Source organism: Mycobacterium sp. PTI7 (genome assembly GCF_056679845.1).
Window position 1 is genome coordinate 5,898,876 of sequence record NZ_CM155252.1, and the last position, 21,606, is coordinate 5,920,481.

Here is a 21,606-nt window from a genome sequence, read left to right on the forward strand (position 1 = left end):
AGGCGCCAGGCGTGCGGCGCCATAGTGCGGGCATGTTGATCGTGCCCAGGGTGGAGGAAGAGATCGTAATCGCGGCTGTGCCTGAGGCCGGCCGCGAGCGCTTCGACCCGAACACCGTGTTGTACGTGTCGATTGGGCCTGACGCGGTCGGTGACCTCGATTCCGATGTGGCGCAGCTATCGCCACGTGATGTCTCGGGATTGGCGTCGATCGAATTGGCGAGCATCGCTCCCGCTGGCGCCGACGAAGTGGTGGTCACCACGCGTCTCATCCAGCGTGACGACGAGCTCCCGCCCCTGGCGACGCGTGCTCGAATCGCCTGTCGTGGCGTGCTGGGTCTGGATCGGCTGCCATCGGCTGAGCAGGTCGCGATCGGTTGCGTGGTGGACACCTCTGCGTCCATGTCGTTACCGGTCGCGAACGGCTCCGTGGCAGCGGTGGCCGACGTGATCGCGGGGATTTCGGCGGTGGTATCGGGTGCCAAACCCGTGAACGTGCTGCTCGCCGACGAACGCCATACTGCAGTTCCCGCGGGACGTTCGGGTGAGCTCGCCGTTCGCATCGGCTCCGCGATCGAGCAGGTCGGTTACGGAGTCGGTGCCAATCTGGACGCAGCGGTCGACGCGCTGGCAGGGGTGGCCGGACTGACGGTCGTGGTAACCGACGCGCCGGGGCCGACGCTGCGCAACTCCTCGCATGGCAAGGTGACTCGGCTGGTGCTATCGCAATCACGATCTGCACTAAGTTATCTGGGCTTCACCGGTGCGTTGCTTCCCCCACCGCCCCCCGGTGCTGGCGCGGCCGAACATCTCATGTCCGATCCCCGGTTGCTCGACAGCATCGTCGCCGGAATCCTGACGCCGATCCGAGGTCGGTGACGTGTGACGAAGTGTCCGCGCTGTTTCAACGTCCTGCCCGCCGACATCTGGTCGTTCACGCGAGTATCGCCTGACGACACCCAACCCGACGAGGCGGCCTCGGCGTATCGCGGCCATCCGGTGAAGATGGGTCGCGTCCTCGACATCAACACCGCCACCACCCCGAATGGGTATCCGACGATCGAGCAGGCCAGCGCCGAACTCGGTGGCCCCTCAGTCGAGGTCTGTCCGATCTGCCACTACAAGCTTCCCGCTCGTTGGCGCTGGGGGCAGGTTACCTGTCTTGCGATGGCCGGTGCGCGGTTCACGGGCAAGACCGTGTACATCGCGGTGATGGTCAAACAACTCGAACGCCGTCTTGAGCAGTTGGGCATGGTTTTGGAGCCCGCCAACGTCGAGACGCAGACCCGATACCGCAAGGACTACGAGACACCGCTCTTCGAGGAGCGCGGTCTGATGCCGTCCACGTCGTCGGGTCGCATTGAGGGTACCTATCAACACGATCCGTTGATCTTCCACATCGGGCAGTGGTACAACGTGCCGCAGTACGTGGCGATCCGCGATGTCGCAGGCGAGGATTTGGAAGACCCAAACGTTGGTGGCACTCAATGGGAGTTCTTCTCAGCCGCCGATGCGGTGATCTTCATGTTCGACCCAATGCGGGTGCAGGAGGTCAAGGCCATCCTGGCCGGTTTGGTGCCGACGAATCAATACACGGGCGGCGATCCCCGCGACGTCCTGCGGACCGTGCTCCGACTGATGAGTGGAGGAGCGCCGCGGTTGGCCATCGTGCTCTCGAAATTCGATGCGCTGCAGGCGATGCGGCGCGTTGCCACGCACTCATGGGGGCAGGTCATGTCGCATGCGGGTGCCGCGTTCTCGCGTGATCCGGGCGTGTTGCGGGGCCCTTACGACGACGTCGACAGCCGGCTGCTCGACGCGGAAGTTCGGAGCCTACTGACCAAGCTCGATGCGGGCTCGATGTTGCACCTTGTTAACGCGTCGGGTCGTGGCCAGGTCACCCGGTACTTCGCGGTGTCGGCACTCGGCGACTCGCCGCAGGGGCAGCGACTCAACGCGAGCGGGATCTCCCCGTTCCGGTGCATGGACCCCGTGCGGTGGGTGCTGGCGGAGCGCGGCTTGCTATGAGTCGAGTGACCGATAGACGGTTGTCGATAGCGCTCGTAACGGTCGAAGAGGATGTCGTCATCAAAAACGCGATTGCAACGTAACGGCCCATTCATTGGTGTGAATAGGCAGTTGCACGGCAAGAACGGGGCCTATTGTCCACACGGGGACAACAAGTGACCCGGGCTGGTGACGGGAATGACCAGTCGATCATCGTCGACTTGGAGAAGTTCCCGAGTGATACCTAGACGCTGGTCTTCGTCGTGAAATCCTTTAGTCGCAAAACTTCTCGCAGATCCAGAACTCGTACTGGCGGCTGGTCGATTCGACCCACGAGCAGGAGGTCGCCCCTACGAACTCATCGGATGGAGCAAGCGCAACGCCCAGGTCATGGCGAAGGCCACCCGTAACGGCGCGGGCTGGACGATGACGGCGATAGGCGCCACCGCGAACGGCCGCAACTCCAAGGATTTGGAGGCGATTGCGCGCCTGCACCTTGGCTAATCACTTATCCTGGGACGCGAGTTTGGCACTGGCGGGATGTGAATGGATCAACATGACTGACGACTGGTCGAAGCGGCTGCGTGAGATCGGGGCGTCGGCGATGCCGAACGGCGTCCCGCCCCAGGAGCGGCTGCCCGCGGTGCCGGCAGTCTACCCGTTCGGCAGCGTCCCGCCCGCGCCCGCCAACCCGTTCGGCGGTTCGACGCCCTACGTCGAGATCGCCCCGGTTGCTGCGGTGGGACAGGGTGCCAGGCCTATGACCGTGCGGGTGGCCTACTTCGCGTTGTGGATCGCCGCGCTCGGCGCGCTGGTCAGTGCGGTCATGGGCATCGTCTGGCTGTTCGAACTGCGCGACAACGTCGACCGGGCGCTGCACCTAGATCCGTCCGGCACGGCGATGGCGTTCGCCAGCGGCTACGCCGACGACATACAGTTCTGGCTAATCTCCGCGAGCGTCGGTGTCGGGTTGGTCTGCGCCCTCGCTTACGCCCTCATCGGGTGGGCGGTCCGAGGCGGGCACCGCTGGCCGCGCTGGGTCGGCACCGTCCTGGCGGTGCTGTCGCTGCCGCTAGTGTTCGCCGGGCCGATGGTGGTCATGGTGCTCTTCGGTATCGCCGCGGTCATCGCGATGTGGACGCCGACGGCTCGGCAGTTCGCCCTCGAGACGACAGCCGGTTGCTGCGCCGTGCGAGCGTGACGGGGTGCAGACGGTTCGCCGTCAGTTGGTCCTGGAAGCCGTCGGGGGCCACTTTCCTTGCTGCCTGCAAAGGACTGCGGTCATAGAGCCGAGCGTGGGGCGGCCCGCAATGACCTACAAACTTACGTGGGCTGCGCAGGATGGCATCAGTCGCACTATCGGCTCTGGTCGCCCGGTTCTCGCGTACAGGGCTGGCTATCTGCGATAGCGGGGTCAATTTTCGCCAAGAGCACGTCTGTGTTGGCGGGGAGCCGTGTGGGGGCCCCGGCCGGGCGTCCTCGCGTCAGTCAGCGGGCAATCAGAGTGGGAGCGGGACAGGCAGTGTCGGAACAACATGACTTGATCAAGGGATCTAAGACCGATCTGGATCGCAGTACATACACCGTTGCGGTCACAGGTGGGGGCGCCCAAGCCGCTGACTTGATGGCAGTGCTGATCGGCGGCTCCGGACAGGTGCGCCACGCCGACGACCTCGTCTTCTTCAATAACCGCACGGCGCCGGGGGTGGCGCTGCTGTCTGATCAGGTCATCGAGGTACGACTCGCCAACCTTCCCGCCGGTGTGCACCGCGTCATCATCGCCGCGAGCACTGAGGCGCAGCATAAGAATTTCGGAGAGGTGACAGGTCTACAAATCATCGTAGACGGCGCTGACGCCGAACGCTTTCGGTTTCAGCCACCCTCGCTGACCAACGAGACGGTGCTCCAACTCGTCGCCTTCTACCGGCGTGGAAGCGGCTGGCGTCTCGACGCTATCGGCCAGGGCTATGCAAACGGTCTCGCCTCATTCGCGAAGGACTTCGGTATTGCGGTCGACGAACCAGGCGCAGTGGACGCCATTGACGAGCCGGCGGTGCCTCCTCCACCGCCCGCAACCCTGGTGCCTGCTCCAATAGACCTGCGTAAAGTGTCCGTCACTCTGACGAAGGACTCACCGACGAAAACGGCGACCATTGACCTGCGAAAAAGCCAGGGCAACCCCAACTGGGTTCTCACCGTCGGCCTCGAATGGGATGGTCGCGACGCCACCTACCACCCGAACGGGCAGGTTAAGAAGTTCGGCAGCGGTGATCTCGACGTCTACTTCTTTTGCCGCAATGAAGAAACCAATGAATTCGTCGTCATCAGCGGTGACCGAGGTCACCGAGGCGATATAAATAAATGGCCTTTCGTCTTTCACTACGGCGACAGTACCGGGCCGGGTAAGAACAAGAAGCCAGCGGTGGAACAGGTGAGAGTGTTGCCGCAGGAGAATGGTGATCTGCTCGTCAACGTGTACCAGAGTCTGGACAACGGAGCCGGAGCGATTGACACTTTCGGGCGACCCCGGTGCGTCATCCGATACGGCCCCGCTGGAAAGGACGGGCTTCCGGGATCGGACGCTGATGAGATAACTGCTTTCGTTGGGAACAACAAAAACAGTTATTGGGCCACCGTCGCGCACATCGACGTGCAGGACGGCATCCTCACCGTGGACGGTGAAACCCGATACAGCCGCACCATGAGCGAACAGATGCCAGGTCTGGACACCGCCGGTACTTGGGTACGAACACCAAGAGGCGGCCCGTCTGGGCAGAGCAAAAAGCACAACGACGGCATCGGCCTTACCCATTACGCCGGTACATGTCCCACACCGTCTAAACGACGGAAATAGACCGTGCGTTCTTAAATCTCGCGTTGGTTTGCCAGTTCTGGGCGCCACCCAACATCGCATTGGAGTCAAGCATCACGTTTCGGGGGTTCGGAGCGCCCGCGTCCTAGCCGAGTACTGTCGCGAGGAGGGGCGGTATGGGTAGTTCGAATGGCCTCGAGAGCGGGCGAAACGGCACCGCGAACTGGCGAGCGATAACGGTAAAGTAAGCAGCCACCACTGATCCGGCCGGCTCGATGCACCCGACTGACAGTCAACCGGATCCGGGTGCCGCGGTGCGCCAGCGGCTGCGGTGGGCGGTCACGACGCCCCAGCTTGCCGCGCACGATCCCCTGGAAACCGTAGATTTGCATCAGTCGGCCACCCGGTTCACGGCCCATGTCGTGACCAATGTTCCTTTGTGTGCCTATCTCGCGGAAACGAGAGCCAACGTTTGGCATGCAGAGCTGGTGCAGAATATCGGGAGCGGGGGCTTCAGCCCAAACAGCCTCGCTTACCGGGCCCCTGGCCTTGGTCGTGAAGTAGGTGAACGAGGCGATCTTCACGGCGCACTCGGTGAGCACGGAGCGGATCGAATTGATCCCGGACCGGTCGCGGTGAAGGTCGATGTAACCGACGGTTCACCGAATACGGCGGTCGACCTCCGCCACGGCGAAGAGCGCAGGTGCCGTCATGAGAATTCCTTCGACCCCGCGCAAGTCGGCGTTCTCCTGGGCGACGCATCCAGTCAGCCGAGGTATCTTCCGCCCCACCCGAGTGAATGCCTCGGATACCTGTTTCACTCCGAGGGCGCAGAAGCGCGTAGCGCCACCTCTGTTGCGCAGCGCAGTCGAGCCGGACACCGAGCGCAGAGGACCCGGCGCCACCCACAAATGGCAGTGTTTGCGCTGAGAGACTCTCCGCTCAACCGAACTCCAGCCGGATGGGCTTTGCGCCGTACTGCGTCCTGGATCTACGCGCGGTGCTGTCCTAGCGAGCAACGAAATGAGGACTCAGGCTACGTCAACGCCGTAGTCCCGCGCTATGCCCTCTAAGCCGGAGGCGTACCCCTGACCAATTGCACGAAACTTCCACTCGCCGCTGTGTCGATAAAGTTCGCCGAATATCATCGCAGTCTCAGTCGATGCGTCTTCTGAAAGGTCATATCGGGCTAGCTCCGCTCCAGTGACAGTATCGACGACGCGAATATAGGCGTTATCCACTTGGCCAAAGGTTTGCTTGCGATTATCGGCGTCGTAGATTGACACGGCGAAGAAGACTTTGGTGATGGCGGGCGGAGCCGCAGCTAGATCGACCTTGATGATCTCATCGTCCCCGTCGCCCGAGCCGTCGAGGTTGTCACCGGTGTGCTGGATCGAGCCATCGGGCGACGACAGGTTGTTGAAGAACACAAAGTAAGAGTCCGATAGCACCCTTCGGTCGTCGCCGCACGCAATAGCACTGGCATCGAGGTCAAAATTCGCGCCGGTAGTCACCCGAACGTCCCACCCCAGCCCAACGGCCACGATGGTGAGGTCTGGTGCCTCTTTGGTGAGCGAGACATTGCTGCCCTTCGTCAAACTGACGCTCATATCGCAACACCTTTCGCAACGTTGGACTTCCGGGCACGGAGTGCCAATCCGAGATTTGACCGTAGCCGTTATACCTCAGGTATCAGCGGGAAAGGGCAGCGCGTTGTCCACCTTGAGGCTCAAGGATCGCCGTCGTTGGCAGGCTCGGATAGATGTCAGCCCAGCTAGAGGAGGTGTCGTCGCAAGTCAATGTGAAGGTGACGGGCGACAAAGCCATCCGGTCCCTCCGGAGAAGATTTAAGGTGTCCACTATGAGCGTAAAGATGACCAAAGGGCAGAGCGTATCGATGGTTAAGTCTGATGGTGGGACCCTAACCAGGGTCCGCATGGGTCTCGGCTGGGATGCCGTGAAGAAGCGTGGCTTCTTCGGCAAGAAGGCACAAGAGATCGACCTCGACGCCTCCTGCATGATCTATGACCGCCAGGGCACGCTCATCGATGCGGTCTGGTGGAAGCAGCTCACCAACAAGGACGGCTCGATCGTTCACACCGGCGACAACCGAACCGGCGACGGTGACGGTGACGACGAGTCAATCATCGTTGACCTTCAGGCGCTTCCCGCCAACATCGGTACCCTTGTGTTTGTCGTCAACTCGTTTACAGGGCAAGATTTTTCGCAGATCGAGAACGCCACTTGTCGCCTTGTGGATAACGCAACGGAGACCGAGATAGCTCGCTACGAACTCACTGGGTCGGGGACGCACAATTCGCAGGTGATGGCCAAGGTCTCGCGCGACGGCGGAGGTTGGACCATGAAGGCCATCGGCGCGGTCGCGAACGGGAAGACTTTTAGGGATCTCGAACCAGCTGTCCGACCGCACGTCTGACTCGGCGTCGTCTGGTCCACCGCTGGTCGGTGAGCCACCGTGCAATTACGCGGGATGCGGTGTCTTTTACAGTACGGCGCGTATTGGCTGGAGAAGGCCGTCAATACCGCAGTGCAGCAGGCAGGTATTGGACGGCACACACCAGGCTGAGGAATCCGATCGAGCGGCTAAGGCTTCGGAGGCGGGTCAATGCGCGGCCACACTCGGTCGGCGATTTCGTAGGCGATATGACACGCTGCATCGACGTCGGCGCCCTCAATCGGTCAACCCGCCGGTGAGCTTGTGTAATAAGGTTTGCGTGCTGCGCGGGTGATTGCCAAGATCGCGCTCTTGAGAGTACGGAATCGATCGCAAAGACCGCCTACGCTAGAGCGGTGCCCAGCGTTTGGCGCGTTTGGCGGTATCTGATGGACGGATCAGCATGAACGAGGAATGGTCGAGGCGGCTCCGCGAGATCGCAGCCTCAACGGGTTCTGGTGGCCCACCGTCAAGTCCTCCCGTAACTGGGCAAACCGGGAGTGTCCCGCCCGTCACGGTCAACCCATTCGAATGCCCACCTGGTGCGGTCAGTCCGTTCGTTGGCGGGTCGCTGCATGACGCTTCCACCTACGGCAGAGACCAAGAGGCACCGGTCCCCGCATCGCTGACGTCTTCGCTTCACACGGAGACCCGCGCACCGGTGCGGAGAGCCCGCTTGGCGCTGTGGGTTAGCGTCGTCATTGCACTAGTGTGCGCGGGAGCGGGCGCCCTTTGGTTGATCGAACGGCCGTCCGCGGTTGCTCCGTCGCCCGACCGGTCGACTTCTGGCGCGACTCCGCCGGCCGCCCTCCCGTCGAGGGCGTCTGGCGGGAGGGTCAACGAGTTGCTCGGACGCATCCGCGTCGTCCCCGACCTTCCGAATGTGGATGGCTACGAACGCAGTTGCAGCCCGGGCAAGGGCTGCGTCTTCGGCCCTGCGTGGACGGACGTCGCGCGCACCGGGTGTGACACGCGAAACCGCGTGCTCGCAAGCCAGTTGCGCCGAGTGGAGTTCAAGCCCGGGACGCGTGACTGCAAGGTCGTCGCTGGCCTGCTCGACGATCCATACACCGGCGCGACGATCGATTTCACCACGGCGAACCCGCGGAAGGTAGAAATCGACCACGTCTTTGCCCTGGCGCGAGCCTGGGATGCCGGCGCATCGAGTTGGCCCTACGACCGACGCGTTGCCTTTGCTAACGACACCGACAATCTCCGTGCGGTGTCAGGAAAAGAGAACTCACGCAAGTCGGACTCCGGGCCAGACACTTGGATGCCGCCGAATGAGGCGTTCGGATGCGAATACGTCACGGAATATTTGACGATAGCCGCAAAGTACCAACTCGCCATCACTGCCGACGATGGGATGGTGGCGACACAGGCGTGTTCGGCCTAGTCGACGTCGATCCCATGTGTCTGAGCCAACTCGGCGAGCCCGCCCGCCCAGCCTTGACCGACCGCTCGTAGCTTCCACACCCAACCGTCGGGTCCATGATGCCGGTAGAATTCAGCGCCGATCATCGCCTTGATCGCTGAGTCAGGGTCGGGGTGAAACAGCCAGACGTCGTCACCTGACGTGACCGCAAGCGTTATTGAATCGATTGCCCCGCATGACAAGCCGCCGTCGGTATCCATGCTAAGTGCCACCAGAACTCTCACCACCCGAGGCGGCAGCATGGATAGGTGTAGCTCACCGCGCTCGGTAACCGCGCCGGAGTCGACGACCTTCCGTGCGAGCCGGACACTTTGATCGGCAGTTGCTGGTTGGTTGTAGAACACGAAATCGTCGGTGTTGCCGACCTTCCCGTCGAGCTCAAGCAGAATGATTGCGAGGTCGGCATCGGCATCGCGGGTCCGCATTCGGTACGAAAACGTCACCTGCGCTTCGAATATCGCCTGCTCGGAAAGCACAAGTGTTTGCCCTGCGACCAACCGTTGCTGACGCGATGCTGGGGCGGCGACCAGTGCGTCGGTCCGGTCTCGAGCTGCCAGCCACTCGGCGAACGGCGTGAGCGCGTAGGGATGGGTGTCACCGTGGGGTGAGTCGGGCGAAACCTGATTGGCCGCCAGCGCATTGTCGAACTCGCCGAGGTTGTCGCTGCCGTCGTCAACGGCGTTCTCGTCAAGCAGGCTCTGCAGCCCCGGTATCCCGTCGACGTCCAGGGGCTTCACAGCGGTGGACAGTGCACCGGACGTGGTTGTGCGCACGCTGCACGCCACGTCGCGCCCCAAATCGAGAATCCTTAAGGCGTCCCCGGGGGTGCTCCATGAGGCCGAATCGATCGCGGTGCGTGTCCAGGTTCCGAAAGCGACCACGCCCAGCCGCATAGTGTCGGGCACGCGGGACAGAACGGCGACGCTGACGTCGGTAATGCCAGGGGCGACTGCGAAAGCCTCCTTTAGCGTGGCCACCAGGTTTGATGACAAGATCGTCAGCCACCAGCCCACGCGGTCCTTCTTGGTCAGCGACTTCAGCGTGGCTCTGCCCGCGCTCGTGAGGCCTGGCGTTTGGCCAGGCAACGAGTCAATATCCTGCTGGCGCATTACAATAGATAGAGTTGAGCCCTTGACGCCGACGGCGCATCCCGCGGCCGGGTTGTCGGAAAACGCCGTGTTCACCGCCTCGCATACCGTGAGTTCGTCGTTCGCGCTGAGTTCTGCCCACCATTGGTCTGCTGCCCTCTGCAGATGGCGGTAGACGGCATTCAACCGGCGCAACTCGTCCTCCGCGTAGGCGCTCGCATCGTGGCGGGCGCGCTCCTTGGCGGCGCTGCGCTCAGACCTAGCGAAGATGCCGATCCCCTGCAGGCGGTGTGCCGTTGCCTGCGCCTCGACCCAGTCGGACGGAAGCGGTGGAGGCGCGTTGATGACCGGTTGTCGGGCCATTGCGAAGTCTTGTAGATGGACGGTTGTCGATTGCCAACGTAATTCAGTTAAGCGCTCGATGGCGGCGTCGCGCTCGGCATCCTGCCGCGCGCGTTCGGCGGCCCGTTCCGCTCGGGCCAGCTGCGCGGCAGACGGGCCCACGGCCCGATTTGGTGCACGCCTCGTGCTGATGGAACGGCGGCTGCCGCCGCCGAGGGACGTCGAGGCGAAGAATGGGCCGAAACCTGACGAGACTCTTGTACGGCCGGATCCGAAACTAACGCGTGCAGCACGTGGCCCAATCGATGTTCGGACGCCGCGGGTGGACACTCTGACCTTGAAGCCCGGCGGGCCCACTCGGAAACCAAAGCTCATGTCATCTTGCCTTCGTTAGACGTCCCAGCGATGCTGTAATGGAGACGGAGGGGACGGTAGCTCACGATGGATGCACCCGTGCGAAGAGTGAGTCTTCTTCTTTAGGCTTCGACGTGTCGTCGCTTAGACCATCCGTGAAGCTGCAAACGGTTGGCACGGCGCGAGACGTCAGGTGTAACAACTTCACTACCGGCTGCGAAGCATGGTGTGAAAGTCGCAAACTGTAACTAGGGGGAAGCATGACGTTGGTAGGTACGCGCGCAATGAAGCGTGCAGCGATGACTGCGGGGGCTGTAGCCGCATTGTGTTGCCCGGCCGTTTTGGCAGCGCCGGTTGCCGGGGCGTCACCGTCTGACGACAACTACCTGGCGGCGATCGAGGCGAACGGTGTCCCGATAGTGGGCGAGGCCTATGTGATTGGCCTTGGTCACGCCGTTTGTGACACCGCTAGACAGTATCCGTCGATGCAGATCACCGATCTCGTGCTGAGCGACGTTAGCAACGAGAACTTGCCAAGTCCCTACAGTTTTGATCAGGGCAAGGTGATCGTCACATCCGCACTGGCCAACTACTGCCCTGACAGCGCTACCGAGCTAGAGCCGGTTCCACCGCCAATTGTTGCCCCGGCGCCGACAGTGGAGACGCCGTACGTGCCACCCGTCCCCGTCCCGACGGCCGACGTACCTAATCTCGGCTGCACCTGGGTCAACGGCTACACCAAGAAGAACGGCACCAATGTGAGGGGCCACTACCGGTGCTGACGCGGGACTGGGCTTAGGCGCAGCGGTGGGATCAAGCGTCGGACACCGGCCGATGCCTCACCGTTGACGGCGCTTGGCCATATTGCCCGTGAGTCGGCCGCTGGTCCTGGAGATGCTCGACGACGAGGGCGCGACCATCACGGGCCGCGATATGTTCAGACCCGTCTGCGGTGGCTGGGGCAACCGGACTGGACCGGCTGGTGGGGCGACGAGCTGCCCTATGTTTGCCCGGTGTTGGTGCTGACCCACCAAGCGCGTGACGCCATTGCGTTGACTGGGACGACATTCCACTTCGTCACCGGCGGCGTCGAGGCCGCGCACGAGTTGGCGGTCGATGCAGCGGGGGACTGGCCGATAAGCATCGTGGGCGGGGCGTCCTGCGCCCGGCAGGCGATCCGCGCGAGCATCGTTGAGGAGATCGACCCGCAGGTGAACTCCGCCATCCTGGGGTCGGGGGAGCGGTTGTTCGACGGCCTCGAGGAGGGCAGCCCTCGGCTCGAGCTGGAGCGGGTGCTCGAGGCGCCCGGGGTGGCGCATCTGCGGTACCGCGTCGTGCGGTGAGGAGCTGGGACGCTCGCGACGCGCGCAAACTGCCGTTGAAGCGTTTCTCGTTTTGAGGCCTGAGTACGTATGCGCTAAACATCCGTAACCATTCGGCCTTTCAAATAAGGGCAGGCTGTCGCCTTGTGAACAGCGACAACTTCGCGCTGCTGCGACTCGCCGGTTACCGGTGACGAAGCCTGCGGTTCAGGCACCGGATCGCGTCGGATGTTGAGGGGCCCTCGAGCGCGACCTCGCCGCGCCGCGATTTCCCCGATGGCTTGTGTCAACGGCGGCCGAAATCTCACCCCTTTTCGACGGTTGAAAGTTGACCCCCTGCTGATTGGTTTTAAGTCAGAACCTTGAATCTGGATGACGGGCCGGTTTTAGAGTCGTCGTCCTGGTAGCGAGGCCCTAACGAACTCATTGAAGGCCTCTGCAAGAAGCTCACGTCGCGAGGCGAAGAAGTCATCGGCTCGCTTTATTCGCCATAGAGCTGACTCATCGGGAATGCATTGACTGGCGAGATACGCCGGCTTGACTTCCTCGAGGTAGACCTCCGGTCCCGAATGCGAGATTGACTTGTTTACTTCGCTTGTGATGAAAGCGATGTTGGCCAGAGTGTCTGCAGATGTGCGGTCTGCCTCGGGAAATTGGCGACGGGGAAGGATATGATGGCGATCAATGTCATTCTGCATACCGATCGTCTGACCCGTGAAGATGTCTTTCATGTCTCTGTCTTTGCAAGCGATATACGTTGCCAGGAGGCCGCTCCGATCATTCAACGACCCTGAGAAGTCGGCGGCGGTGGCGGCCAGTGAGGGGCGGTGTTGCCGCAGATTTCTGAGCAGCTCTCCGACTGCATCGTCGGAACGACATGCCCGGACGTCTTGGTCTAGCGCAGTGTCGCTCGCGCGGCTGTACCGATGCAGCAGTGAAGCTAGGGCAAGCCAGCCGACCATGCCTCGTGGGTCGCCTTTGGCGGGTTTGGCTGTCGCGAGGGTTGTGATTATCGGTACAAGCAATGCGCCAGACCAGAGGATGTCCATGTTTACAAGCCCAAGTTCAGCTCTGATCAATTGGCCCGCGGACAAGGTCGCCTTTTCGGTGGCCTTCCACGCCTTCACAACGTCAGTGCGCGGCAGTTCGTAGAGGGGAGTGCGTCGCCGAGCGTCAGGTTGAGCAATGAACGCGCAAACGCGAAAAAGATGCATTACCGTCAGGCGTTTTAGGCCTGCGGCTTCGACCTGGGCCATGAAGGGAATGACCTCATCGGCGATGAGTCCGGAGTGACGCGCGGCGACCTTCGCGTTCTCGATGTCCTGGGTCTTAAGGCGGACACCGAGCGAGTTGATGCGAGTAAATGCGTCTACTGCATCTTCGAATGTGTGGTCAATCATCTGGACCACAGGGATCTCGTAATCGCGAATAGCTCGAACGCGTTCGTATTTTGCCTCAAGTGCGGACCCACGTTGTGTGGCCGATATATCTTGTCGTAGTTCGCGGTATCTGATGTTGTCGAATAGATCGGCCACCCGTACCCATGCGGGATCATTCCGCGTTGCCGCATTCGCCAACGCAAAATGCTCTGTCGTCGCATTGAACATTACGTCGATACCCTCATCGCCGTTCATCACGCGAGACAGGGTAATCGCCCTCTGTTGACCATCTATGAGCCAGCTCATCCGGGTGGTGCTAGGCCTTGGATTTCTTTGGCGTGCTCTGCCGTATTCCGTGTTCTGCCAGAGCAATAGAGATGATATCGGAAAGTTTTGGTATAGGGAGTCGATCAATCGCGGAGCCTTCTTCTTCGGCCATACGTAGTCGCGTTGAAACTCAGGGATGACGATCCGCCCACTGCGATAGTCATCTACAAGTTGTCCAACCTTGACAGCTTCGTTCTTCAGACGGGGCGTAGGCACATCTCCCAATGTAGGTCGCTTTCGCAGGGCTGTGACTCGAATTTAGACGACGCCGTTCGACAGGCGCTGGTTCTCCCAGTCCGGAGATCGGGCAAGTCACGTGAACTCGATAGATTCAGCGTGAACCTAGGCCCTCGAGTAACCTCTCCACGATATAGCCGACGGACCCCCAAGTCCGCGCTCGCTTTCATGGCCGAGAGTCGCCGCAGCGCCTCACGCAGTGGAGCTTCATCTTCCGCAAGCTGCTGAACGTCGGATTCAGGAAAACGGCGGCAGAAGGGATCGAGAGGGAGCCAGCGAGGTCCAGGCGCGACCCCGCCACGAGAAACCGCCAACCGTGCCACGTTGGATTCCGTGTCCGACGGCGACCCGATGACCTCGGAGCGCGAGTTCACCGGACGCAACATCGCGGAGTTCCGCGCCAAGAGCGGCGCGCGTCGTGAGAATCTGATCGGCTACTTCGACGTCGACGAGAAGATTTACGTGGCCGCCGGCCGCCGGCCGCGATCCAGCCCGCCTGGGGTGTTCAATGTCCGCGTAGACCCACCGTCACCGTCGAGATCCGGTCCGGCCCGCCGGCCCGGATCTCGACGGTGACGAACTCCGGAAGACAAAGCGAGACAACGTCTACGAGCGCATCGTCGAACTCGCACCCGGCTTCGGTGAGTACGAGAAGCGCACCGACCGCGTCAGCCCCGTCTTCGGGTTAAACCCCGAACACCTGACCTAGGAGGTGCGGCGGCGCCGCAGGAACGGGTCGGTCAGCGACGGCGGCTGGTAGCCCGCGTCGGCGCTCGAGATCGTCACGCCGGGCGGCACGATCTCGTCGATCCTGTCGAGCACGTCGACCGACAGCGTGACGTCGGCGGCGCCGAGCTGCGACTCCAGATGCTCCATCGTTCGCGGGCCGATGATCGGCGCCGTCACCGCGGGATGCTGCATCACGAACGCCAGCGCTAGGTGGACGAGTGACAGTCCGGCGTCGTCGGCCAACCCGCCGAGGGCGTCCGCGGCGTCGAGCTTGCGCTGGCCGTCCGGGCTGTCGAGGTCGTAGCGCGCGGGCATCCGTTGCCGCCGCTTGGACTCCGGCAGCTCCTTGCCCTTCCGGTACCCGCCGGTGAGCCAGCCGCCGGCCAACGGACTCCATGGCAGCACGCCCATCCCGTACTCCCGCGCGACCGGCAGCACGTCGGCCTCGATGCCGCGGGCCAGCAGTGAGTACGGCGGCTGCTCGGTGACGAAGCGGCCCAGCCCCCGGCGCTCGCTGACCCACTGCGCCTGCACCATCTGATGCGCGGGGAACGTCGACGAGCCGAACGCCCGGATCTTGCCCTGCTGCTGTAAGTCGGTCAGCGCGGACAGCGTCTCTTCGACGTCGGTGTCCAGGTCGGGGCGGTGCACCTGGTAGAGGTCGATCCAGTCGGTATTCAGCCGGCGCAGGCTCTCCTCGACTTCGCGGATGATCCAGCGCCGCGAGTTGCCTCGCTGGTTCGGGTCGCCCACCTCTCCCATCGGTACGCCCATCTGCCCGTGGAACTTGGTGGCCAGCACCACGTCGTCGCGCTTGCCGTTGGCGAGGGCCTTGCCGACGATGACCTCCGACTCGCCCTGGGAGTACACGTCGGCGGTGTCGATGAAGTTGATGCCCGCGTCAAGGGCGCGATGGATGACCTTGACCGACTCGTCGTGGTCGGGCTCACCCCAGGCGCCGAACATCATGGCCCCCAGGCAGAGGGGGCTGACCTGGATTCCGGTTCGGCCGAGGCTGCGATAGTCCATGCCTCGATGGTAGGCGCGTGCTGGAGTGGGTCGGTTCTGCGCCGACGCTAGTCGAAGTGGCCCTTCGCAATCTGCGCATGCACGCCGACGGTCTTGTCCACCACCTGGCTGACGGAGAAGTTCACCGCGGCGGAGAGGTAGGCGTACGCGGTGGGGCGGTCCATGCCGCGGTCGTCTTCGAGGAAGTTCAGGGCATTGACTACGGCGCGCCGCATCGCGACGAGAAGGTCGCTGCCTTGACCGTCGACCGCACCGTTGGGGTCGGACAGCCCAATCGGGATCCACGAGTCCTGGTTCTCGGCGAACGGATACGCGAAGGCAACCGAGGGAGCGTCGCCGCTGCCCTTCTTGCACACGGTCAACCGGAACGTGCCCCGCAACGATCCCTCCATGGCCGTGAGCGCGACTTCGCCGTCACCCATCGCCATGTGCGGATCGCCGACGTAGAACAGCGCGCCGTCGGCGAATACGGGCAGATAGAACGTCGACCCCGGCCCCAGCAGTCCGATGTCGATGTTGCCGCCGCCCAGGGTGGGTGGGATCGAGTTGGCGTTCGGCGACGTCAGGCCGGCAGCGCTCGCATAGGCCACGCCCATCATCCCCATGAACGGCCGCAGCGGAAAGCGGACGGCGGCAGTGCCGAACGGCATGACACCGTGCCCGTCCTCGACGGCGGTGAAGGTGGAGACGTTTCCGTACTTGGTCGGGTCCTTGGTGTCTCGGCCGTCCGTGGCGCGGGGCGGCATCACCTCGTCGAGCACTATCCCGGCCGGCGCCTCGCCCTGGGGCGTCAGGCCGAGCGCGCCCTTGCCGTGACGGCTCGACACCACGCCATAGGGAACGCGGGGCGTGGCTTCGAGGGTCTCGATCTTGAGGACGTCGCCGGGTTGGGCGCCCTCGACGAAGATCGGGCCGGTGACGACGTGCGGTCCGTCCACGTCGAAGTTGCGGGGTGTGCGGTTGTACTCCGACGCGATGTTGATGGCATCCTGGAGCACGTTCGATTCGGCGACGCCGTGAGAACCGAAGTAATCAAGCGGATTTCGCCCCTGATCTTCGAGTATGCCTTCGTGGGACACCGCATCGATGGTGACGGTCTGTCCCGAGCGCACGCGCAGCACCGACCGTGATTCGACGGTGGGGACGTAGCCCCACAGCACCTGGTCTGGTTCAGAACTCAGGTAGTGGTCCCCGGGCCTATCACCGGTGCCAGGCTGCAGAATCGGACCGGCGCCCGGTGTCGGAGTGCCCGACGACGTGGCACTGGTGCCGCCTTCGCCCGGTGACGAGCACGCTGCAGTGCCGGCGATGCCGAGGCCGACCACTCCGGCCACTGCCTGAGCGAACCCCCTGCGTCCAATGCCGCGGGTGAGGGTCGCGGCGGCTTGCTCGGCCAGGGGGTGTGTCATGGTGCTCCCAGTTCGAGGTGATTGACGGGACGTGTCTCCGCGACTGGAATTCCCACAACGCATTTCCGACTGATTGCCGAGATGTAAAGGCTGCCCGGGCTCGGGCGATGAGTTCTGCCTCTCGCTCGGGTCTGCCTGACGTCATCTCTTCGAACGGAGCACACATGCCGCGCACCAACCTCTCGATGTCGATCTCGGCCGACGGCTATGTGGCCGGCCCAGACCAGAGTGAGGAGCATCCGCTTGGCGTCGGCGGCCAGCTGCTGCACGGCTGGCACATGGGTCCGGCCGCGGATCATCCCGTCAACCGGCAGGTGGTGTCGGAGATGCTCGACGGCATGGGTGCGACCATCATGGGGCGCAACATGTTCGGACCGATCCGCGGCGACTGGGGCGACTCCGACTGGACCGGCTGGTGGGGTGACGAGCCGCCGTACCACTGCCCGGTGTTCGTGCTGACCCACCATGCCCGCGATTCCATCGCGCTGAAGGGGACGACGTTCCACTTCGTCACCGACGGCGTGGAGGCCGCGTATGAGTTGGCCGTCGAGGCCGCGGGGGAGCGGCCGATCAGCATCGCGGGCGGTGCGTCCTGCGCGCGTCAAGCGATCCGCGCCGGGATCGTCGACGAGATCGACCTGCAGGTGAGCCCCGTCATCCTCGGACTAGGGGAGCGGTTGTTCGACGGCTTCGACGCAGGTACGCCTCGGCTCGAGTTGGAGCGAGTGCTCGAGGCACCCGGCGTCGCGCACCTGAGATATCGGGTGGTGCGGTGAGGGGCGGTCCGTCGTCGTTCAGCCGCAGCTCTCACGGCAGCGGTTGTATTCCGTCGCGAAGGCCTCCGCGATGCCGGCCGCTCGGCGTCGGTACTCGTCTCCGGTCAGGCCACTGCCACCTGCTGCGTATCGGGATGCCAGACGAGCCAAGGCGTCCGCTCCCTCGTTCAGCGGTTCACCACGATGCCCGGGGGCCCAGACGAGGTTGATGCGGTCGCGGTTCTCCCTAATCGACCGGCGGATGACCAAGAGCCCCGCCTCCTCGCCATTGGCGCGCTCGGTCGTGTACCCGCGGGGCAACACCTCGTGGCCGGCCATCCAGTCACGGGCCATCGCGATTGCCGGTCGGCTATCGCAGACCAGCGTCAACTGACGGCCAGGAAGCCGACGCACCGCCGCACCCATCGACCGTAGTTCCGAGATCAACACCACGCAGTTGCCCACCACCCTCTTGGAATGGCGGAAGCCCCACTGACCGTGTGCACCCGACGACGCGAGCCATCCGCAGCCGGTAACGCTTCCGCGAACCGAACCGTCGGTGGCTACGGTGACCGGCGTCGTGTCCTGCACCCCGGGGTCTGCCGGCAATTCGCTCGTCGACCCCTCCTTGAGAGCATCGGTGGCGAGCGTCACTAGTGCCTGATCGCTCGGCTCGGGGTGCTCGAGGAACGACTCGGGAAGTAAGAGGTTGAACTCTGCGCGGTGGCGCCACAGCGGACTGGATCGTGCCAGGACCGGCACGAACCGGGCCCTCCCCAGATCGGGACACTGCGTCCGAATCGAGACGATCGTGTCGAGTACTGCGGCGTCGACCGTTTCGGCGCTCACTGTGCCCATCCACGTCCGCTCGTCCGATGCGGCGAAGAAGCGGCGGGTTGCTTCGGCGTGTTCGTCGAATGCGATGACGACCGTGGTGATCGGTCGTGCGCTCGCCCATGCGAGATCGCTGCGCTGCTGTCTTGGAATGGGTTTCGGCCGTGCACACAGATCCCCGTCAACCCCCCGGTTGCTCATGGCGGCAGTGTAGAGGCATACCCCGACAAGTTTGCCGTGACGTTGAAGAATGCGTGAAGCGCCGCTTCCAGGCATCGAGCCAACGCCGCCGTGCTGAGGGTCGCACGGGTTACGGTGCGACCATGAGCCCCGAACCGCCGCTGCGCGTCCTGGTCATCGGCCTCGACCCGCGCCGGGTCCCCGGGCCGTGGGATCCTGAGCCCGTCGTGCAGAAGGTCGAAGCAGGACTGGCCAAGTTCGCCGAGCACGGAGTGGGCGTCGCGGCGTGCCTCGTAGGTCTCGACGACAGCGATGACGTCCAGGCCGTCATCGTCGCTGCCTTGAAGGGGCACGCCTGGGAGTGCGTGACGATCGGCGGCGGCATGCGGCACGCCGACAATCACGTCGACCTGTTCGAGCAAGTGGTCAATCTGGTTCGGATGCATGCCCCTCAGGCTGCAATGGCATTCAACGATGCACCGGATACGACCTGGGAGGCCGCGTCTCGCTGGCTCAGACCGGGCGGTGAAGGCGTGAGTGGACGGCGCGTCGCTGAGACTCGGCCACGGGAGAAGTGGTGAGGTCCGCACGTTGTCGAGGGGCGACGCTTGGATCCCTCTTCGGCTGGAGCGGGCTCGCTGCGCTCGTGCTCGGTGTGGCGGCGTACGCGGCTCTAGTGGGAACTGCCAGACATCGGTTGCAGGAAATCATCGACAACCCCTGCGAGAAGGACGCGCTCGGTCCGTCGGCGCTTGAAACCGCGCTCCCCACCGTCGCCGCGATCTGCCTGTTCGCGGCCTTGGCCTGCTTTGTCGTCGTCCTCGTCTCTGGCGCTCGACAACAGACCCGTACAACCGCGACGCGTCTCGCGTGGATTGGTCTCGTGATCGGGGTCCTGCTGTCGATACCCGTCGCGAACATCGTCGCCAACGATCCCCTCGGGTTCGACGATCAGATGCTTCCCAACTGCATGACGATGTCCTCGTTCCTTGGCATTCCATCGACGAGCGTCTGACGTCCGGGCTGAATCACGCCGGTCGGCGACCCGGTGAACGGCCGTGCGAATACTCCCGAGAAGCGAGGCCGCAGCCGCTGCAACGCGTTGCCGCCATGGAGGCGTTTTGCCCCGTTCCGTCGGACTCCGGCGCTAACCTCCTTTCGGAGTCAAATTCCTGGGGGGACGAATGACGTCGACGATCGACGGCCGGCAATGACCATCACCGTCACGGAGACGCCGCGGCTCAACAGCTCCGAGCGCAGCACCTGGCGGGCGCTGGTCGACCAGCTCGAGCCGAACGACCTGGTGATCCCCGGCCAGCGCGTCACCGACCACCTCAAGGATCACGAGGTCGACTTCGTCGTCGGCATCGAGGGCGCGGGCATCGCGTGCCTTGAGGTCAAGGGCGGCGAGGTCTGGCACGACGGCACGAGCTGGTGGCAGAAGCCCGGCGGCAAGATCAAGGAGATCTTCCCCGTCCGTCAGGCCCGCGAGGCCTGCTACGCGCTGCGGTCGTACATCGAAAAGGACCCACGGTGGACGCAGGGACGGCAGCGGTGGGACCACGTCGTCGTCCTGCCCCACACGGAGCTGCCCGCCGACTTCGACCTGCCCGACTGTCCGCGCTGGAAGGTCATCGACCGCACCGACCTCCCGCACCTCGTCGACCGGCTGCGGGAGATCCTCGTCAGGCAGGAACTCGAGCGGCCACTGCTCGGTCGCGAGGGCATCGATCAGCTCGGGACGGCATTGAGCGGCAGGGGATTACCGCAACGCGACGTCGTCGCCCGTGCGCTGGCCAACAACGACGCCGCCGACGCGCTCACCGAGCACCAGGCCGTCATCCTCGACGCCATCCGGCTGATCAACCGCGTCGAGGTCCGCGGCGGCGCGGGCAGCGGCAAGACGTTCCTCGCCATGGAGCAGGCCCGCCGGCTCGCGCAGCGCGGTCAACGCGTCGCGCTGGTCTGCTACTCCCACGGCCTCGCGTCCTACCTCGAGCGCATCGCCGCCACCTGGCCGCGCAACCAGCAGCCCGGCTACGTCGGCGAGTTCCACGACCTCGGCAAGAAGTGGGGTGCACCCGAGGGGCCCGACGAGGCGCTCCGGAACGACGAGACCGTCAGGTTCTGGGAGCACGACCTCCCGCTGCAGATGGCCGACCTCGCCGAGCAGTTGCCGATCGGCCAGCGGTTCGACTCGATCGTCGTCGACGAGGCGCAGGACTTCGCCGACGCCTGGTGGGACCCGCTGCTCGCCGCGCTCAAGGACCCCGTCGAGGGCGGCATCTACGTCTTCTCCGACGAGGGGCAACGTGTCTTCAATCGCCATGGCTCGCCGCCAGTTCCGTTGGTGCCGTTGATCCTCGACCACAACCTGAGAAATACCCGCCAGATCGCCAACGCCTTCCAACCTCTCGTCGATCACCCGATGCGCTTCCTGGGCGGTGAAGGGCCGGCGGTCACGTTCATCCCGTGCCATCGCGATGAGGCGATGGGCAAGGGCGACGACCAGATCGACGCGCTGCTCGAACAGGGCTGGCGCCCCGAGGACGTCGCACTCCTCACCACCGGCAGCCGCCATCCGGAGCAGACCGAGCGCCAGAAGGACGGGCACAAGGCCTACTGGGACACGTTCTGGGATGACCAGCAGGTGTTCTACGGGCACGTCCTCGGCTTCAAGGGCCTCGAGCGGCGCGCGGTGGTGGTCGTCGTCAACGAGGAGAGCAAGTTCGAACGCTCCCGCGAGCGTCTCTACGTCGGATTGTCGAGGGCGCGTGACCAACTCGTCGTGTGCGGTGATCCTGACTTCATCCGCGAGGTCGGTGGGCCGGACCTGGCGCGTCGGCTGGGGATACCGGGCCGTAGGGGACCTGGAGTCGTCAACGTTTGATGACGCCGCCCGGAGACACACCG

General features: G+C 63.8%; 19 protein-coding genes. 13 read left to right on the top strand and 6 right to left on the bottom strand.

What is annotated here, in order from left to right; genetic code table 11:
- Positions 1-32 precede the first annotated feature (32 nt).
- The 4 genes from AC1MEY_RS28365 to AC1MEY_RS28380 all read left to right on the top strand — a co-directional run bounded on the left by AC1MEY_RS28365 (position 33) and on the right by AC1MEY_RS28380 (position 4,860).
- On the top strand, positions 33-878 hold the full coding sequence (locus AC1MEY_RS28365) for a hypothetical protein (RefSeq protein ID WP_480228649.1): 846 nt from the start codon (positions 33-35) through the stop codon (positions 876-878).
- A 3-nt stretch (positions 879-881) separates the two neighbouring features.
- A complete protein-coding gene (locus AC1MEY_RS28370) occupies positions 882-2,027 on the top strand; it encodes a hypothetical protein (protein ID WP_480228650.1) in 1,146 nt (381 codons plus the stop codon).
- Positions 2,028-2,562: 535 nt separating this feature from the next.
- Positions 2,563-3,207 carry a hypothetical protein gene (locus AC1MEY_RS28375; protein ID WP_480228651.1) on the top strand — a complete coding sequence of 215 codons (645 nt, stop codon included), beginning with the start codon at positions 2,563-2,565 and terminating at the stop codon, positions 3,205-3,207.
- A gap of 423 nt (positions 3,208-3,630) precedes the next feature.
- On the top strand, positions 3,631-4,860 hold the full coding sequence (locus tag AC1MEY_RS28380; protein ID WP_480228652.1) for a TerD family protein: 1,230 nt from the start codon (positions 3,631-3,633) through the stop codon (positions 4,858-4,860).
- 989 nt (positions 4,861-5,849) lie between these two features.
- Here AC1MEY_RS28380 and AC1MEY_RS28385 read toward each other — a convergent pair.
- A complete protein-coding gene (locus tag AC1MEY_RS28385) occupies positions 5,850-6,428 on the bottom strand; it encodes a TerD family protein (protein WP_480228653.1) in 579 nt (192 codons plus the stop codon).
- 251 nt (positions 6,429-6,679) lie between these two features.
- Between AC1MEY_RS28385 and AC1MEY_RS28390 the strand changes: the two genes are divergently transcribed.
- The gene (locus tag AC1MEY_RS28390; protein ID WP_480228654.1) at positions 6,680-7,255 is read left to right on the top strand and encodes a TerD family protein; all 576 of its coding nucleotides are present in this window, start codon (positions 6,680-6,682) and stop codon (positions 7,253-7,255) included.
- Between the two features lie 862 nt (positions 7,256-8,117).
- On the top strand, positions 8,118-8,669 hold the full coding sequence (locus AC1MEY_RS28395) for an HNH endonuclease family protein (RefSeq protein ID WP_480228655.1): 552 nt from the start codon (positions 8,118-8,120) through the stop codon (positions 8,667-8,669).
- On the opposite strand, the gene AC1MEY_RS28400 is transcribed toward AC1MEY_RS28395, so the two are convergent.
- The gene (locus AC1MEY_RS28400) at positions 8,666-10,300 is read right to left on the bottom strand and encodes a TerD family protein (protein ID WP_480228656.1); all 1,635 of its coding nucleotides are present in this window, start codon (positions 10,298-10,300) and stop codon (positions 8,666-8,668) included. The two genes, AC1MEY_RS28395 and AC1MEY_RS28400, sit on opposite strands and share 4 nt — an antisense overlap.
- 452 nt (positions 10,301-10,752) lie before the next feature.
- Here AC1MEY_RS28400 and AC1MEY_RS28405 point away from each other — a divergent pair, with 452 nt between their 5' ends.
- Positions 10,753-11,274, top strand: coding sequence for a DUF732 domain-containing protein (locus AC1MEY_RS28405; protein WP_480228657.1), 522 nt, complete (start codon positions 10,753-10,755; stop codon positions 11,272-11,274).
- Between the two features lie 270 nt (positions 11,275-11,544).
- On the top strand, positions 11,545-11,835 hold the full coding sequence (locus AC1MEY_RS28410) for a dihydrofolate reductase family protein (RefSeq protein WP_480228658.1): 291 nt from the start codon (positions 11,545-11,547) through the stop codon (positions 11,833-11,835).
- Positions 11,836-12,200: 365 nt separating this feature from the next.
- Here the strand turns inward: AC1MEY_RS28410 and AC1MEY_RS28415 are convergent, their stop codons facing one another.
- Positions 12,201-13,736: a GmrSD restriction endonuclease domain-containing protein gene (locus tag AC1MEY_RS28415; protein WP_480228659.1), complete on the bottom strand. Its 1,536-nt coding sequence runs from the start codon at positions 13,734-13,736 to the stop codon at positions 12,201-12,203.
- A gap of 354 nt (positions 13,737-14,090) precedes the next feature.
- On the opposite strand from AC1MEY_RS28415, the gene AC1MEY_RS28420 reads away from it, so the two are divergent.
- Complete coding sequence (locus AC1MEY_RS28420; protein ID WP_480228660.1) at positions 14,091-14,333, top strand: hypothetical protein; 243 nt, start codon at positions 14,091-14,093, stop codon at positions 14,331-14,333.
- Positions 14,334-14,462: 129 nt separating this feature from the next.
- Here AC1MEY_RS28420 and AC1MEY_RS28425 read toward each other — a convergent pair whose 3' ends face one another.
- A complete protein-coding gene (locus tag AC1MEY_RS28425) occupies positions 14,463-15,515 on the bottom strand; it encodes an aldo/keto reductase (RefSeq protein ID WP_480228661.1) in 1,053 nt (350 codons plus the stop codon).
- A 47-nt stretch (positions 15,516-15,562) separates the two neighbouring features.
- Entirely contained in the window at positions 15,563-16,924 is a 1,362-nt protein-coding gene (locus tag AC1MEY_RS28430; protein WP_480228662.1) for an acetamidase/formamidase family protein, read from the bottom strand.
- Positions 16,925-17,088: 164 nt separating this feature from the next.
- On the opposite strand from AC1MEY_RS28430, the gene AC1MEY_RS28435 reads away from it, so the two are divergent.
- A complete protein-coding gene (locus AC1MEY_RS28435; RefSeq protein WP_480228663.1) occupies positions 17,089-17,700 on the top strand; it encodes a dihydrofolate reductase family protein in 612 nt (203 codons plus the stop codon).
- 18 nt (positions 17,701-17,718) lie between these two features.
- Here AC1MEY_RS28435 and AC1MEY_RS28440 read toward each other — a convergent pair whose 3' ends face one another.
- Complete coding sequence (locus AC1MEY_RS28440) at positions 17,719-18,714, bottom strand: RNase H family protein (protein ID WP_480228664.1); 996 nt, start codon at positions 18,712-18,714, stop codon at positions 17,719-17,721.
- A gap of 122 nt (positions 18,715-18,836) precedes the next feature.
- On the opposite strand from AC1MEY_RS28440, the gene AC1MEY_RS28445 reads away from it, so the two are divergent.
- The 3 genes from AC1MEY_RS28445 (at position 18,837) to AC1MEY_RS28455 (ending at position 21,583) form a co-directional block, all read left to right on the top strand.
- Positions 18,837-19,274: a hypothetical protein gene (locus tag AC1MEY_RS28445; protein WP_480228665.1), complete on the top strand. Its 438-nt coding sequence runs from the start codon at positions 18,837-18,839 to the stop codon at positions 19,272-19,274.
- A 116-nt stretch (positions 19,275-19,390) separates the two neighbouring features.
- Positions 19,391-19,708 (top strand): hypothetical protein, encoded by a 318-nt coding sequence (locus tag AC1MEY_RS28450; protein ID WP_480228666.1) that lies wholly within the window; start codon positions 19,391-19,393, stop codon positions 19,706-19,708.
- Positions 19,709-19,903: 195 nt separating this feature from the next.
- Positions 19,904-21,583 (top strand): ATP-binding domain-containing protein, encoded by a 1,680-nt coding sequence (locus AC1MEY_RS28455; RefSeq protein WP_480228667.1) that lies wholly within the window; start codon positions 19,904-19,906, stop codon positions 21,581-21,583.
- Positions 21,584-21,606: the final 23 nt, after the last annotated feature.

Bases quoted from the DNA above. Each gene is read 5' to 3' on its own strand.
- AC1MEY_RS28365 (WP_480228649.1), top strand. From the start codon at position 33: ATGTTGATCGTGCCCAGGGTGGAGGAAGAGATCGTAATCGCGGCTGTG.
- AC1MEY_RS28375 (WP_480228651.1), top strand. From the start codon at position 2,563: ATGACTGACGACTGGTCGAAGCGGCTGCGTGAGATCGGGGCGTCGGCG.
- AC1MEY_RS28380 (WP_480228652.1), top strand. From the start codon at position 3,631: ATGGCAGTGCTGATCGGCGGCTCCGGACAGGTGCGCCACGCCGACGAC.
- AC1MEY_RS28385 (WP_480228653.1), bottom strand. From the start codon at position 6,428: ATGAGCGTCAGTTTGACGAAGGGCAGCAATGTCTCGCTCACCAAAGAG.
- AC1MEY_RS28390 (WP_480228654.1), top strand. From the start codon at position 6,680: ATGAGCGTAAAGATGACCAAAGGGCAGAGCGTATCGATGGTTAAGTCT.
- AC1MEY_RS28405 (WP_480228657.1), top strand. From the start codon at position 10,753: ATGACGTTGGTAGGTACGCGCGCAATGAAGCGTGCAGCGATGACTGCG.
- AC1MEY_RS28425 (WP_480228661.1), bottom strand. From the start codon at position 15,515: ATGGACTATCGCAGCCTCGGCCGAACCGGAATCCAGGTCAGCCCCCTC.
- AC1MEY_RS28430 (WP_480228662.1), bottom strand. From the start codon at position 16,924: ATGACACACCCCCTGGCCGAGCAAGCCGCCGCGACCCTCACCCGCGGC.
- AC1MEY_RS28435 (WP_480228663.1), top strand. From the start codon at position 17,089: ATGCCGCGCACCAACCTCTCGATGTCGATCTCGGCCGACGGCTATGTG.
- AC1MEY_RS28440 (WP_480228664.1), bottom strand. From the start codon at position 18,714: ATGAGCAACCGGGGGGTTGACGGGGATCTGTGTGCACGGCCGAAACCC.
- AC1MEY_RS28445 (WP_480228665.1), top strand. From the start codon at position 18,837: ATGAGCCCCGAACCGCCGCTGCGCGTCCTGGTCATCGGCCTCGACCCG.
- AC1MEY_RS28455 (WP_480228667.1), top strand. From the start codon at position 19,904: ATGACCATCACCGTCACGGAGACGCCGCGGCTCAACAGCTCCGAGCGC.